This window comes from Pseudoalteromonas sp. S3260 (assembly GCF_005886925.1).
GTDB lineage: Bacteria > Pseudomonadota > Gammaproteobacteria > Enterobacterales > Alteromonadaceae > Pseudoalteromonas > Pseudoalteromonas tetraodonis.
Genome location: NZ_PNCV01000001.1, coordinates 44,452 through 59,524 on the forward strand (window position 1 = coordinate 44,452; position 15,073 = coordinate 59,524).

Here is a 15,073-nt window from a genome sequence, read left to right on the forward strand (position 1 = left end):
GGCTTTAGCCTGCGTACAGATTAAGTGGTTTGCTGCAAAGGGAAATAACATGATTTATTTCCTTTGCAGCAAACACAGTATAAAAATAACTTAATCCAAGACTTATAATGCAGTCCATATATAGGAGCCAGCCTAAGTGGCATTACCTAACAAAGTAAAAAAGTTGCTCAATGATGCTCAGCAACTTAGCGAATACCGCGATTGCTCCGCCTATTTTTATAAATGGTTGCATAATGAATTCTCAAAACAACCCGTTGGTAATCTAATAAACGCCCGTGCAGAATTTATAGACCGGTTACTGATTAAACTCTTTCATGTTTTCGATTTAGCCCACGAGCCAGATCTCGCTTTAATTGCTGTAGGAGGTTATGGTCGCGGCGAGCTACATCCCTACTCTGATATAGACTTTTTATTACTTGTTACGAAACAGCCTAACGATGATATTTGCGAAAAAATTGGCCAGTTTGTCACTATGCTGTGGGATCTTAATTTAGAAATAGGTCACAGTGTACGTACCATTGAACAAGCCATAGAGCAAAAACGTGAAGATGTTACCTTTGCCACCAGCCTACTAGAAAGCCGATTAATTTTCGGCAACCATATTGAATTCGAAAAGCTCAAAAGTCACCTCATCGAAAGGCCTGTATGGGGCTCTGGAGAGTTCTTTGTTGCAAAAGTACAAGAGCAAAATTTACGCCACAAAAAATGTCATGGTACGGCTTATAATCTAGAGCCTAATATAAAAGAAAATCCAGGCGGGCTGCGCGATTTACAAACCATTATTTGGGTTGCAAAAAAACACTTTAGAGCCGAAACCCTGCAAGAGCTGATAAATCACGGCTACCTAACTCACGAAGAATACCAAGAACTGTTAGAGTGCCTTGAAAATTTATGGAACATTCGCTTTGCTTTGCATTTAGCCGCGGGTCGCTCAGAAAACCGTTTATTATTCGATCACCAACCGCAAGCGGCTGAAATTTTGGGTTTTGGTAGTGATGGTAAAGCCTCTGTTGAGCGCATGATGAAACGCTTGTTCAGAATAATGAGCCGGGTGCGTGAACTTAATCAAATGCTACTTTCGTACTTTGAGCAAAGTATTTCACCAGACAGCAGCCAAGCCACTGTTGAAGAACTTGATCGTAATTTTGAACGCGTTGGCCATCAAATTCGGGTAAAAAGTCCGTCAGTATTTTTTAGGCGTGACCAACTTTTTGTATTATTTGAGCACATTGCTGATCACCCAGAAATTACCCATATATACCCAAGTACCATTCGAACTATCCGCCAAGTACGTCGTCGCCTATTAGGTGACTTACAAGATTATGCCGCGTGCCGCGAAGCTTTTTTACGTATTATAAAGCACCCTAACGGCATGGGCCGTGCATTTACGCTAATGCATAAGCACGGCATGATTGCCGCTTACCTTCCTCAGTGGCGCAATATTTTTGGCCAAATGCAGTTTGATTTGTTTCATGCCTATACCGTAGATGAACATACCCATAAATTAATTAATAATATTTACCAATACTTCGATAAAACCAGCATTAGTGACTTTCCAATTTGCAGTGAAATAGTTACGCGCATGGATAAACCCGAATTACTGTATTTGGCTGGTATTTTTCATGATATTGCTAAGGGGCGTGGTGGCGATCACTCAGAGCTGGGCGCTGTTGATGCCATAGCGTTTTCAAAGCTGCATGGTTTTGCCTCTTCAGATGGTAAACTCATAGCGTGGTTGGTAAGCAATCACTTACTTATGTCGGTAACTGCGCAGCGTAAAGATATTAACGACCCCGATGTAATAAAAGATTTTGCATCGCGAGTAAAAACCGAACGCCAACTCGATTACCTCTATTGTTTAACCGTGGCTGATATTCGAGCCACCAATGACAACCTATGGAATGACTGGAAAAACACGCTGCTGCGCGAGCTTTATTTGCACACACAGCGCGCCTTGCGCCTTGGGCTTGAAAACCCAATGGATCAACGCGACCAAATTCGTGATAAAAAACACCAAGCTAAGCAACGCCTGCTTAATTTGCATTATCACGAGGAGCAAATTGACTTAATTTGGAGCCGTTTTAAAGCAAATTACTTTACCGCTTTTAGTGAGCAACAAATTTCTTGGCATACTGAGCACTTACTCAAGTGTACTGATTTAAGCCAGCCCAGTGTTATCGTTTCTAAAAAAGCGATGCATGGCGGTACCCAAGTGTTTGCTTATAGCCCCTATTCAGGTGCGCTCTTTGCTCGACTGGTTAGTGTTATTGGCTCTAAAAAAGCGCAAATTCAGCACGCCCAAGTACTGACCACCAAAGATGGCTACGTACTGTTCAACTTTGTTATATTAGAAGTTAACGGCGATCCGATTGCCAGTAGCCGCGCCCAATCGATTAAACGCGGATTAGAGCAAGCGCTTCATGATCCACGTAAAAAAATACGCTTTAAAAAGAGCCGATCACAGCGTTTTAAAGACTTTAATATTAAACCTAAAATTATACTGCGTCCGCACCCTCGTAAGGATCGTAGCTTAATAGAAATTCAAGCGGTTGATATACCCGGGCTATTAACTAAAATAGCCGAGGTTTTTCAAGCTTACTTACTCCACATACATGCCGCACGTATTACCACGGTAGGCGAACGTGCAGAAGATTTCTTTGTGGTATCAAATAACGAATATCAAGCGCTGACTGATGAAGAGCAAGCAAAAATTCATCAGGCATTACGTAAAAAACTCAACGCCGAAATTGAATAAGAGGACACTATGTCAGATTTAAAAACCATGATTGAAAATGCGTGGGATAACCGCGACAGCATTAGCCCTGCTACAGTATCAAGCGATGTTAAACAAGCGATTATAGATGCGCTTGAGCTATTAGATAGCGGCGCTGCTCGCGTTGCAGAGAAAATTTCAGGCGAATGGGTTGTTCACCAGTGGCTTAAAAAAGCAGTACTACTTTCATTTAGAATTCGTGAAAATCAGCCAATGAACGACGGCGTAAACCAATTTTACGACAAAGTACCGCTTAAATTTAGCGACTACACGCCGGAGCAATTTCAGCAAGGCGGCATGCGTGTCGTACCCAACGCCGTTGCTCGTAAAGGCAGCTTTGTAGGTAAAAATGTCGTATTAATGCCATCGTACGTAAACATAGGTGCATTTGTTGACGATGGCACCATGGTTGATACATGGGCGACAGTGGGCTCATGTGCTCAAATTGGTAAGAATGTACACTTATCTGGCGGCGTAGGCATAGGCGGCGTTTTAGAGCCGTTACAAGCAAATCCTACCATCATTGAAGACAACTGTTTTATTGGCGCACGTTCCGAAATTGTTGAAGGCGTAATTGTTGAAGAAGGCGCCGTTATTTCAATGGGGGTTTACATTAGCCAAAGTACCCGTATTTACGACCGTGAAACCGGTGAAATTCACTATGGCCGCGTACCTGCCGGCGCGGTTGTGGTACCCGGTGCTCTACCTTCAAAAGATGGCAGCCATAGCTTGTATGCGGCTATTATTGTGAAAAAAGTAGATAAACAAACTCGCGAAAAAGTGGGCATTAATGCCCTACTGCGCTCGATTGATGATTAAGAGCAGCTGTAAGTTTTTAGCTGTTAGCGCTAAGCAGGTTGATGTTAAACGTAGGTTGGGTTGAATAAAACGAAACCCAACGACACATTAAGTTAATGTGTATTCGCTAAAATTTAATTACATACAGAAAAAGCCCTAAGCTTGTATAGCTTTAGGGCTTTTTTAGTGATTTTAAAATACTTTCTCACAAACCTGTCCCCTTTAATTGCGTTGCTTTGTTAGATGCCTACAACTATAGTGAATTAACGCATAGTTCGATTGTCGAGGTTAAGTTGTTGCGGCTTTTTGTAATAAGTTGGTTGATATTATTATGTTCAAAACACGTCTTTGCTAATGACTTCAATACCTTTGAAAAAAAATTAGACGAAGCCGAAGATTATCTTACTGTTAATCCAGCTCAATCTATTACTATTTTAGAAAACCTCACAGGGTTACAACTCATGCCGCCAGAATTATTTATCCGCTGGCATCTTATCTATGCCCGTACAGCAGTTCCTACAAGTCACTATGACGAGCTTTATACATCGATTGACGCAATATTTCAGCATCATCAAACTGATTATTTCAAACAAAAACTGACCACCATTATGAGTGCCTTGGGAATATGGCTTCGCCATGCAGAATATTTAGACGATGCCCAGTACTCATTTAAATGTGCTTAAAAATATGCGCAAAACGATCGTCAACGCTTAACACTCACCAACAGTATGGCATTGGTTGCTCGCTCGCAAGATAACTTTGCAAAAGCGCGTGCTTTATACCTCGACAGTCATAAGATCACCACACAATTACAGCTTCCCAATGTAACCGCACTGATGGAAAGTAACTTAGGTTATTTAGCCCTGGATGAGGGCAATATACCCGAAGCTGAGCGCTATTTTAGAAGTGCATTAAGAAATAACCAAAACATTGATAAACGCGCGGGGCAAATCTCAACCGGGCTTAATTTATTAATGGTTTTTTTGATTCAAGAGCAGCAAATTAATTTTGAGCGACTCTATAGCCCAACGGCCACATTAACCCATGCCTTTCCCAATGAAGCGAAACAAGCATTACTTTTTTGGCTTGAAATAGGCTACAAAAATTTGACCGGGGGTTTTATAAGCCAAAAAGACAAACAACAGTTACAAACAGCGTATGAGCAATTAGAAAGCGATAAAATGAAACAACTGGTCGCGCGCTATTTAGCCAACAAGCTAGATGTAGCTGTAACCTTACCCCCCCTATTGTCGCTAAAGACTTTACCAGCCCTTGGTTTGAGCTGGTAAAACAATGTGATTGGAAACACTAAGACTATGTTTAGTCCTAAGCATGTAAAAGTCTATCCCCCTCTAAAACAGCTGCATTAACACTCCTATATCAAATTTCTCTTACTTTCTTTTTAAAACCAAGCTGCTGTAAATATTAACTTTAATTTAAAAAAGTGACATTTTTAAGCTGCAAAATTAGCCAACCCTAGTGAATTTGTAATAAGGTAGTCAGGCATACTTGAAAGTTAGCAATTAATATTAAGGATTAATATGACAAAAACTGCTTTACGCTCAACCATTTTGCTACCTGTATTTTTGCCTGCAGTATTTATTATTCTACTTTTGGTAATTGGTACAAGTAGTAACCCTGAACTCGCAGGTCAGGCATTTAGTGTGGCCCTTGCGTGGATAACAGAAACCTTTGGCTGGTTTTATATGTTGTCTGTCGCTATTTTCTTGGTATTTATTGTCTCAGTCGCGGCTTCTAGCTGGGGGAATATAAAACTAGGCCCCGATCATGCACAGCCACAATACAGCTTTGGTGAATGGTTTGCCATGCTCTTTTCTGCCGGTTACGGCGTGGCACTGCTTTATTTTGGTGTTGCTGAACCCGTTCTGCATTATGCATCTCCCCCATCGGGTGCGGCTGAAACCGTTGATGCCGCCAAACAAGCAATGCAAATTGCCTTTTTCCATTGGGGATTTCATATTTGGGCTATCTATGGAATTGTTGGTTTAGTGCTTGCTTATTTTGCATTTCGCCATGGCTTACCACTGTCTATTCGCTCTGCCTTGTATCCACTTATTGGCGATAAAATTTATGGCCCAATCGGCCATACTGTGGATGTATTTGCCATATTAGGTACTTTATTTGGTATTGCCACTACACTAGGGCTTTCGGTTACCCAAATAAATGCTGGCCTACATTACTTATGGCCAAACATCCCTATTAATACCACAGTGCAAATTACCGCGATTGCCGTAATTACTGCCGCAGCTACGCTCTCAGTAGTGGCCGGTATGGATAAAGGGGTCAAGCGATTATCAATTGTGAATATGACCTTAGCGGTTTCACTAATGACTTTTGTGTTTTTCATTGGCCCAACTATTCACATCTTAGAATCATTTTTACAAAATACCGGCAGTTATCTTAGTGGTATTGTTGAGCGGACCTTTAACTTACAAGCCTATAGTCGCAGTGATTGGATTGGGAACTGGACTTTATTTATATTTGGCTGGACGATTGCGTGGGCGCCATTTGTTGGAATGTTCATCGCAAAAATTAGCCGCGGCAGAACCATCCGACAATTTGTTGTTGGGGTAATGTTAGTTCCCACTATTTTTACCTTTTTATGGTTTTCAGTCTTTGGTGATACCGCACTTAACTTAATTATGAATGAGGGATTTGATACCCTTATTGGCGATGTGCAAGCAAATCATGCCGTCGCATTATTTCAATTATTTGAAGTGTTACCACTGTCATTTTTCATTTCACTGCTCACTGTCATTTTGATCATAACTTTTTTTGTTACATCATCTGATTCAGGCTCTTTAGTCATTGATTCACTCGCCTCTGGAGGAAGCATTAATACGCCGGCTTGGCAACGCGTGTTTTGGGCGGTACTAGAAGGTGCTGTGGCGGCTGTTTTATTAGTGGCAGGCGGACTTAGTGCGCTGCAAACCATGACCATAGCCAGTGCCTTACCCTTTGCTATTATTATGCTAATTGCCACTGCGGGGCTTTGGCGAGCTCTAAAAATTGAAGGCCATCGAGACACTAGCTTGCAAGCACATACTCTTAATAGCCGCAACATTAACTTGTCTCACTGGAAACGCCGTTTAGCGGCTATGGTCAATTACCCTAATAAAGAAAAAGTACATACTTTTATTGGTAGCGTGGTAGTTGAGGCAATGAAAGCCGTACAAGCAGAATTGAAATCTAGACAATGGCATGCAGTGGTGGAATTTGATACGGATTTAGGCCGCGCTCATTTAACGGTACTGCGCCATGAACATGTGGATTTTGTTTATGATATTCGCCTTACCGAGCATCCTATGCCAAGCTTTGTTTACTCAGAGCTAAAGCCTGATAACAACGATGCTGAAAAGTATTATAAGGCCGACGTGTTTTTACGTCGTGGAGGTCTGTCATACGATGTTTATGGCTACACTGAAGATGATATTGTGAAAGATATTCTTGATCAGTTTGAGAACTACTTACACTTTCTAGGTAATAGCCCAGGCGAACTACCTTGGGATATGGCCGAACATGATGACATGTTAAATACCGATAAAGCTTAACAGATGCAGTCAATATTGGTAAAAGGGTAATTAAAAATAAAAAAGGCACTGTAAAGTGCCTTTTTATTTACTCAAATATAATTAATTACAGCGCGTTAAACACATCATCTGTTTTAGCAGCGCAAATAAAATCGTTTTTATGCAAACCTTTAATTGAATGGCTCCACCAAGTAACAGTTACTTTACCCCATTCGGTTAATAGACCAGGGTGATGGCCTTCGTCTTCAGCCATATCGCCAACTTTATTAGTAAATGCAATGGCCTGCTTAAAGTTTTTAAACTTATAAACGCGCTCTAATTGCATAATACCGTCGCGTACTTCCGGCACCCAATCAGGGATTTTTTTAATTAATTCAGCCAATTCTGCATCTGATACTTTTGGAGCATCTGCATGACAGGCTTCACATTTTTGTTCACTTAATGAAGACATTTTAAATCCTTAATTCTAGTGTTACTTTTATTAAAAAACTAACTAGCTAATTTTTCTTTTGGGGGAAATTTCGGCTCGTGTAAACCAAGCGCCTTAGCTTGCTCAACTAAAGTCATTATATCCATTTGCGATATTTCAAACAGATCATGAATCGAATTAATGGTGTAGTACAGCGGCTGCATAATATCAATACGGTATGGCGTGCGCAGCACATCTAGCACATTCATTGGATTAATTTCTGGTGTATCTGAATACACGTATTGGGTTTCTCCTGGGCTTGATAAAATACCGCCCCCGTAAATACGTAATCCTTTTTCGGTTTGCATCAAACCAAATTCGACCGTAAACCAATACATGCGCGCTAAATAAACGCGGTCTTTTTTCTCTGCCGCATAACCTAGTTGCCCGTACTTATGCGTAAATTCAGCAAAGTCAGGATTTGTTAGCATGGCACAGTGGCCGAATATTTCGTGAAAAATATCGGGCTCTTGTAAATAATCAAATTCTTCACGGCTACGAATAAACGTAGCAACAGGAAACTGCTTGTTGGCCAGTAGTCTAAAAAACTCATCAAAGTCGATAAGTGCAGGTACAGGTGCTACTTGCCAACCTGTTGTTGCCAATAGCACTTCGTTTAGCTCACTTAGCTGTGGAATACGATCATGCGGTAGATTAATTTTTTTTAACCCTTTCATATACTCGTCACAGGCTTTGCCTTCAATGCACGCAAGTTGGCGTGCTACAAGCTCAGACCAAATTTTATTTTCTTCATCGCTCCAATGTATAACGCCATTTTCATCTGGTGTTTTAGAGGTGTAATTACTTGCTTTAGCCATAAATACCTTCTTTGGGTTTAAACCCTAAATCGGTGTCAAAATAATAGCCACATGCTCGGCTATTCGATGTAGCCATACTATGCAAAAGTGAACAAAAGTTTAATAGCTTGACTCAGATCAATACTTTCGCAGAATACGAATGTCGTAAATTTATAATTACACTAGAGCAAAGCTAAAAAGACACCCTATATTTAAAAGCACTTACAGACCTATATTTCTGTAAATAATAAATTACACTTTACGATATTTTAGTAAATGCTTGGTTGAAATCGTTAATAATATCGTTAACATCTTCAAGCCCAACAGATAAGCGAATTAAACCATCACTAATTCCGGCTGCTAATCTTTCTTCGGGTGTGTAAGGCGAATGGGTCATCGATGCAGGGTGTTGAATAAGTGTTTCAGCATCGCCTAAGCTAACCGCTAAAGTACATAGCTTCATGCTATCAATAAACTGCTCACCGTCGGTTAAACTCCCTTTAATTTCAAAAGCAATAACACCGCCAGCAGCTTTCATTTGCTTACCAATAAACCGATGACCTGGGTGCGACTTCAGTCCAGGATAGTACACTTTACTCACTTGAGGGTGAGCCTCTAAATATTCAGCAATCGTTTGCGCACTCTGGCAATGACGCTCTACCCGTATAGCTAATGTTTTTAAACCTCGGTTAATTAACCATGCATCGTGTGGGCTAATCGTCGCGCCTATATCTTTTAACACCGTCATTTTAATCTGTGTAATGTGCTCAAGGGATCCACACACAATACCTGCGACTACATCGCCGTGACCATTTAAATACTTGGTAGCACTGTGCATAATAATATCGATGCCGTATTGTTTAGGTGACTGTAGCAGCGGCGTTAAAAAGGTATTGTCGACCACACTTATTAAATTATGCTGTTTTGCTACATCACCAATAAGTGCTAAATCAATAACGGCCATCGTCGGGTTTATCGGTGTCTCTGCAAATATCATTTTTGAGTTTGGCTTTATTGCAGCACGTAACTCATCTTCATTGGTCATATCCACAAAGGTGACTTCAATGCCCCAACGCGGCAACATATGCGCAAAAAAAGCAAAGGTGCAGCCATAAAGCGCACTTGATGCAACTAAGTGATCGCCTTGTGATAAAAAGCTCAGTACCGAAGCCGATACCGCTCCCATACCTGTAGCCGTTGCCGCTGCAGCCTCACAGCCCTCTAATTGCGCCACTTTTTGTTCAAGTTCAGTGGTGGTAGGGTTACCCAAACGCGTATAAATATAACCTGGCTCATCGCCAGCAAACCGTGCAGCACCCTGCGCAGCATTTTCAAAATGAAATGTCGATGTTTGGTATAATGGCGAGGTTAATGCGCCATGGGGATCATTGGCTTTTTGTGGGCCATGGATACATTGGGTGTGTGGATGATGCTTGCTCATTGTGTGCTCTCGTTTTTATTATGTGTGTCAATTACATAAATAAAACGCACCGCACTTTAAATCACAAGCATGCCGGATGCTCAGATGGCTATTTGTGCAAACTTTACTCAAAAAGCTGTACACAAATATTGCCAACTATTTACTCTCCGCTCTCTTAGTGCGACTCATAATTTTACTCGCAATCCCTTGAACAGTGCCTTTTAACAAGCTGCGTTTATTTTCAAGACGCGGTAAGGGTCGACTTAATTCCATGGCTTTATAGCCTATACGTGCTGTAAATATACCCGCACTGACGCCTTGCGCGGCTCGCCCTGAAAGTTTGCCTAATAGCTCAGCACTAAGTGCCGTGGCAGCTAAATCAGATACAAGCTCTGCACTACCTACAAACATGACTTGTTTTAACAGCATTCGATAGAGTTTAATGCGACTGGCGTAACCAAAACCAATGCCATAAATTTTACCTATTTGTTCAATTAATTTTGTACCGCGCCATAACACCGCTATCATATCCACCAGCGCAAGAGGGCTTAATGCGACTAATAAGGCTGACTCTGTTGCAAAGCGGTTTATAAGCTTTTTAGCTTGGGTGTCTTGCGTTACCAGTAGGCTATTAGCGTAAAGTGTCATTATTTCTTTATCACTATGGTGCGTAGCAACTTGGTTTTTAAAGTTTTCAAAATTGTCTAACTGCTGGTGCTTGTTCAATTTTTCAAGCCAAGGGAGTGCACCACCCACTTGCTCACTGTTTAATAGCCTATCGGCTTCATGGCGATGCAGCTGATTACGCTTTAAACTGCGCAACATCCGATACTCTCGCCATAACAATCTTGTTATTAATAACACACCGCTTACCACAGCGGTTAAATAAACACTGCCCAAAATAAGCGATTGCTGATAAGCAAGCACAATAGAAAACCCAAACTCTAGCAGTACTAAAATAATAAAGCTGAGCGCAAACAAGCCTTTGAGCGTTTGCCATTTTGACTTTTTATACACCGGCTCTAAATCAACTTCAGGCTCAAGCGCATCATCCTCAAGCTCAGAGGTGTAATCACTTTGTCCGTGTTCAATAATTTTAGCGGGTGTTAACGCAGGCTCGTTTTGCTCAATATTTTGTGCATTAATACGACGCCCTGCTTGAAACTGTTGCGTTGACTCACTCATGTTAATTTGTCTCCTAGCAGGTACTGCATCACATGATCTAATCGAATATGTTTAAGTTGTTTGTCGGGGCTTGGCATCGGCGAAAATGACAAAAATTCAAACCCTTGCGCTGGCCACTCACTTTTATTAAGCATTCGACTTGGCGGCTCTGGTGGTAAATAAGTCAGCCACTCATGCTCATTTAAAGGTTTACCGTAAACGCAATCAAGGGTTTGACCTTTATCAACCACTTGGCGAGGTTGGGTTGCGGTAATTGATGACATAGCCATAGTTTCAATTTGTACACCATCAAACTTTAAATGATTACTTTGCTCTTTAACCAGCGAGTCTAGTAACAAGGCTAACGCTTTATGATGCTTAGCACTGATGTGATCTGACTTATTAGCCGCAAACAATATTTTATCAATATTCGGTTTGAATAAACGTTTAAAAAAGCCAGACTCCCCATAACTAAAATGTGCCAACAATTGATTAATAACACGGCTTTGCTCATGCAACGTTTCATGGCCTTCATTTAATGCACTGAGTACATCAACCAACACAATTTGGCGGTCAAAATGACGAAAATGCTCATTATAAAATGGCTTAACGACTTCTTTCACGTAAGCATTAAAACGTTTAATTAAATGCGCTAAATTAGAACCCGCCACCACATCGTCTTTCATTTTTTCAGGATTAATTGGAAAAAATAACAATAACGGCGCACCTTGCAAGTCGCCTGGCATTAACATTCGCCCAGGTTGTAACATCGCAAGTTTGGTGTCTTTTTTTAGCCCTACTAGCATGCGTTGATAAAGTTGTGCAATGTTAGCAAGCTCACTTTCATCCACAGGCGCATGTAAATCAAGTTGCTCTACGGCGTGTAAAAAATCGCCTGAGGTAGCGCTGCGAGGAGACTGATTTAATAATGGGTATTGCTGTTCACACCACGCAGTATAGCTTTGTTCAAGCATAGGTAAATCGAGCAGCCATTCGCCTGGATAGTCAATAATATCAAGGTATAACGTTGATTGCGGTGAAAAATGACCTCGCAGACCCGCATTACTTTGGTATTTAATCGCCAAGCGCAGGGTATTTATTCGCTCTGTAGACGCCGGCCAAGCAGGGTCACCTTCCATTGGCAGTAAGGCACTTATTGCACGGTTATAATCAAAAGTGGGCACGTTTAATGCCTCTTGCGGCACAATTTTAGTGGCAATATGACGATGCTCGCGCATCACATCAAAAAAAGGTAAGTTGTTGTCATTCGCCTGAGAGGTTAAGTGCTTAACTAACGCGCTTATAAACGCGGTTTTACCACTGCCGCTCAACCCAGTTACAGCAAGCTTAACATGTTGGTCTAAACTACGGTGCAGGGCTTTTTGTGCTTTGCCTTTAAAGGTTTTAAAGGTCTTTTTTGCAAATGATTGGCTCATAAAGTGTTTTGCACCCTATCTGCCGTAATTGTTCACGTTACAAACAAGGCGCTTATCAATCCTTTAAAGTTTATTAATTTCACGACTGACCGTAAATTCGCTTGAGGTAACGTAACGTTCCATCTCTTGTAAGCGAACATCAACACGTGTTAAACGCTCTTTTAAGTCTTGTAATGCACGACGAGGTGGCTCGCCCTTTTGCCATACTTTAAACTTAACTTCTAGTGGGTCATCACTGTAAGTTGAATGCGTTTTATGTGTTGCAGCAGGTTTTTTATCTAAAATAAACCATGCTGCAATGTACGCTACCACAAATAATGGGCCACCGGTTAGTAGTACCGCACTAACAAAAATAATGCGAACTAACCATAACTCCATATTAAAGTAGTCACTTAATCCCGCACATACACCGGCAATTTTACCGCGTTGTGGGTCTCTTAATAATTCGCGTTTGGTGTTCATACTTTTTGTCTCCATTGCGGTGACTCTTGATCAAGTAAAGCTTCTAATGTCTCAATTCTATCAGTCATTTTTTCGGCCTTTTGTGCAAGCTCCAGTAACTGACGATGTTCGTGCTCACTCAACCCTTGACTGACTTGTTTTTTGCTACGGTAGTGTAAAATTAACCACAGCGGGGCAACAAAAATCATAAACATAACAAATGGAACAATTATTACCTCTGAATCAAACATAACCCTCTCCTAACAATCCGTATTCAATGTTGATGTCAGGGGCACAAGGCCCCTGTTTTATATTTATTTATTCGAGAGTTTCTTTTTAAGTTCAGCTAACTCGTCGTCAATTTTTTCATTCTTTTGTAAATCAGCAATTTCATCTGCTAACGTTTGTTTACCCAAATCGTAAGACTCTATTTGAGATTCTAGCCCATCAATTTTGGTTTCGTAACGTTCAAAACGATTAAGTGCATCATCCACTTTAGAACTATCAAGTGCTTTTTTAACCTCAAGGCGCGACTCAGCCGAGCGTTGACGTAAAATAATCGCTTTTTGACGTGCTTTAGCATCCGCTAGTTTCTCTTGTAGCGTAGTAACCTCTTGTTGTAGCTTCTCAATATGAGACTCTACATGGTCAAGTTCACTTTCTACCGCAGCAACTGCGTCGGCTGATTTTTGCTTTTCAAGTAATGCTGAGCGTGCTAAATCGTCACGATCTTTGCTCAGTGCCAGTTCGGCTTTGTCTTGCCAATCGTTTACTTGGGCTTTTAGTGTATCTACGCGACGTACTAATTCTTTTTTCTCAGCGAGTGTTTTTGCTGATGTAGAGCGTACCTCTACCAGTGTATCTTCCATCTCTTGGATAATAAGACGAACCATTTTTTCAGGGTCTTCTGCTTTATCTAAAATGGCATTGATATTAGAATTAACAATGTCTGCAAAACGTGAAAAAATTCCCATAACATATACCTCTATTATTTAATCTAAATGTGTCTGCTTTTATTAGTATCAATATGCTTGCCAACTTTTTTAATTTTAAAATAGCAATAAATTTCAAATAGTTAAATGTAAATTACAAATTGCTTTTGTTATCAATCATAATGAAATACACTAACTGTTAGTAAAAATGACTAAGAGTTAGGAAATATGAGTCAATATCGCCAACAGGATAATTTGCTCGGCCAATCAGACAGCTTTTTATCGGTTCTTGATCAGGTATCACAGCTAGCAAACCTAGATAAACCCGTACTTATTATTGGTGAACGCGGTACCGGTAAAGAGCTTATTGCAGCACGTTTACACTTTTTATCCAAGCGCTGGGATCAAAGTTACGTCAAACTTAACTGTGCGGCATTAAACGAAAACCTACTCGAAAGTGAATTATTTGGCCATGAAAGTGGTGCATTTACCGGCGCAAGTAAACGCCATGAAGGCCGATTTGAGCGGGCTAATAGCGGCACCTTATTTTTAGATGAGTTGGCAAATACTTCTGCCCTAGTGCAAGAAAAGCTATTAAGGGTAATCGAGTATGGTGAGTTTGAGCGTGTTGGCGGCAAACAAACGGTTAAAGTAGATACGCGCTTAGTCTGTGCGACCAATGAAGACTTACCGTATTTAGCGCAGCAAGGTGAATTTAGAAGCGATTTACTCGATAGGCTCGCATTTGATGTGATCACTCTACCGCCACTGCGCGAACGCCAAGACGATATTATGTTACTGGCTGAGCAATTTGCAATGAATATGGCACGCGACTTAGAGTGGGAGTTATTTAGTGGCTTTACTCGCAATGCACAAGAAAGTTTACTCAGTTATGAGTGGCCGGGTAATGTGCGTGAGCTTAAAAATGTGGTGGAGCGAAGTCTGTATCGCCACGGTAATGAACACATCCCTGTGCATAAAATTATTCTAGACCCATTCGAAAGCCGCTTTAGACCTAAAGCACGTATTAAACATACACAAGCCCCTGTTGCTGTGCAAAATGAAGTTGTTAACACCAAGCCCATAGAAGCGCCTGTAACACCGAGTTTGAGTAACGCAGAACCTGAGTTTCCTTGTGACTTAAAAACACTCTCTAATGAATTTGAGATCACATTAATAAAAAAAGCATTAGAACATAGCCAATTTAATCAAAAGAAGACTGCAGAAGTACTTGGTTTAACGTATCATCAATTACGTGGTTATTTGAAAAAATACAATTTGCTGGAATAGTA

General features: G+C 40.9%; 14 protein-coding genes. 6 read left to right on the forward strand and 8 right to left on the reverse strand.

The annotated features are described in order from the left end of the window. Nucleotides 1-136 precede the first annotated feature (136 nt). The 5 genes from glnD to CWC14_RS00225 all read left to right on the forward strand — a co-directional run bounded on the left by glnD (nucleotide 137) and on the right by CWC14_RS00225 (nucleotide 7,143). On the forward strand, nucleotides 137-2,755 hold the full coding sequence (gene glnD / locus CWC14_RS00210; RefSeq protein WP_076922205.1) for a [protein-PII] uridylyltransferase: 2,619 nt from the start codon (nucleotides 137-139) through the stop codon (nucleotides 2,753-2,755). Nucleotides 2,756-2,764: 9 nt separating this feature from the next. Beyond that, nucleotides 2,765-3,592 carry a 2,3,4,5-tetrahydropyridine-2,6-dicarboxylate N-succinyltransferase gene (gene dapD / locus CWC14_RS00215; protein ID WP_008467531.1) on the forward strand — a complete coding sequence of 276 codons (828 nt, stop codon included), beginning with the start codon at nucleotides 2,765-2,767 and terminating at the stop codon, nucleotides 3,590-3,592. Between the two features lie 215 nt (nucleotides 3,593-3,807). Continuing rightward, nucleotides 3,808-4,254, forward strand: a complete 447-nt coding sequence (locus CWC14_RS19560; RefSeq protein WP_249928660.1) for a hypothetical protein — start codon at nucleotides 3,808-3,810, stop codon at nucleotides 4,252-4,254. Between the two features lie 45 nt (nucleotides 4,255-4,299). Then, nucleotides 4,300-4,860 carry a tetratricopeptide repeat protein gene (locus tag CWC14_RS19565; RefSeq protein ID WP_249928661.1) on the forward strand — a complete coding sequence of 187 codons (561 nt, stop codon included), beginning with the start codon at nucleotides 4,300-4,302 and terminating at the stop codon, nucleotides 4,858-4,860. 252 nt (nucleotides 4,861-5,112) lie between these two features. Continuing rightward, nucleotides 5,113-7,143 (forward strand): BCCT family transporter, encoded by a 2,031-nt coding sequence (locus CWC14_RS00225; RefSeq protein ID WP_138560631.1) that lies wholly within the window; start codon nucleotides 5,113-5,115, stop codon nucleotides 7,141-7,143. A gap of 85 nt (nucleotides 7,144-7,228) precedes the next feature. Here the strand turns inward: CWC14_RS00225 and CWC14_RS00230 are convergent, their stop codons facing one another. The 8 genes from CWC14_RS00230 to pspA form a co-directional block, all read right to left on the reverse strand. Beyond that, entirely contained in the window at nucleotides 7,229-7,573 is a 345-nt protein-coding gene (locus CWC14_RS00230) for a 4a-hydroxytetrahydrobiopterin dehydratase (RefSeq protein WP_013465435.1), read from the reverse strand. 38 nt (nucleotides 7,574-7,611) lie between these two features. Further along, the gene (gene phhA / locus CWC14_RS00235) at nucleotides 7,612-8,409 is read right to left on the reverse strand and encodes a phenylalanine 4-monooxygenase (protein WP_138560633.1); all 798 of its coding nucleotides are present in this window, start codon (nucleotides 8,407-8,409) and stop codon (nucleotides 7,612-7,614) included. Nucleotides 8,410-8,647: 238 nt separating this feature from the next. Then, nucleotides 8,648-9,829, reverse strand: coding sequence for a methionine gamma-lyase (megL, locus tag CWC14_RS00240; protein ID WP_138560635.1), 1,182 nt, complete (start codon nucleotides 9,827-9,829; stop codon nucleotides 8,648-8,650). A gap of 135 nt (nucleotides 9,830-9,964) precedes the next feature. Further along, nucleotides 9,965-10,993 (reverse strand): TIGR01620 family protein, encoded by a 1,029-nt coding sequence (locus tag CWC14_RS00245; protein ID WP_138560637.1) that lies wholly within the window; start codon nucleotides 10,991-10,993, stop codon nucleotides 9,965-9,967. Continuing rightward, entirely contained in the window at nucleotides 10,990-12,408 is a 1,419-nt protein-coding gene (locus tag CWC14_RS00250; protein WP_138560639.1) for a YcjX family GTP-binding protein, read from the reverse strand. Before CWC14_RS00250 ends, CWC14_RS00245 begins: the two co-directional genes overlap by 4 nt. A 63-nt stretch (nucleotides 12,409-12,471) precedes the next feature. Further along, on the reverse strand, nucleotides 12,472-12,870 hold the full coding sequence (gene pspC / locus CWC14_RS00255; protein WP_036981914.1) for an envelope stress response membrane protein PspC: 399 nt from the start codon (nucleotides 12,868-12,870) through the stop codon (nucleotides 12,472-12,474). Beyond that, complete coding sequence (pspB, locus tag CWC14_RS00260) at nucleotides 12,867-13,100, reverse strand: envelope stress response membrane protein PspB (protein WP_138560641.1); 234 nt, start codon at nucleotides 13,098-13,100, stop codon at nucleotides 12,867-12,869. The genes pspC and pspB overlap by 4 nt, the downstream gene beginning before the upstream one ends. A 63-nt stretch (nucleotides 13,101-13,163) precedes the next feature. After that, nucleotides 13,164-13,823, reverse strand: coding sequence for a phage shock protein PspA (pspA, locus tag CWC14_RS00265; RefSeq protein WP_138560643.1), 660 nt, complete (start codon nucleotides 13,821-13,823; stop codon nucleotides 13,164-13,166). A gap of 186 nt (nucleotides 13,824-14,009) precedes the next feature. On the opposite strand from pspA, the gene pspF reads away from it, so the two are divergent. Beyond that, complete coding sequence (pspF, locus tag CWC14_RS00270; RefSeq protein WP_076922197.1) at nucleotides 14,010-15,071, forward strand: phage shock protein operon transcriptional activator; 1,062 nt, start codon at nucleotides 14,010-14,012, stop codon at nucleotides 15,069-15,071. The last annotated feature ends 2 nt before the right edge of the window (nucleotides 15,072-15,073 follow it).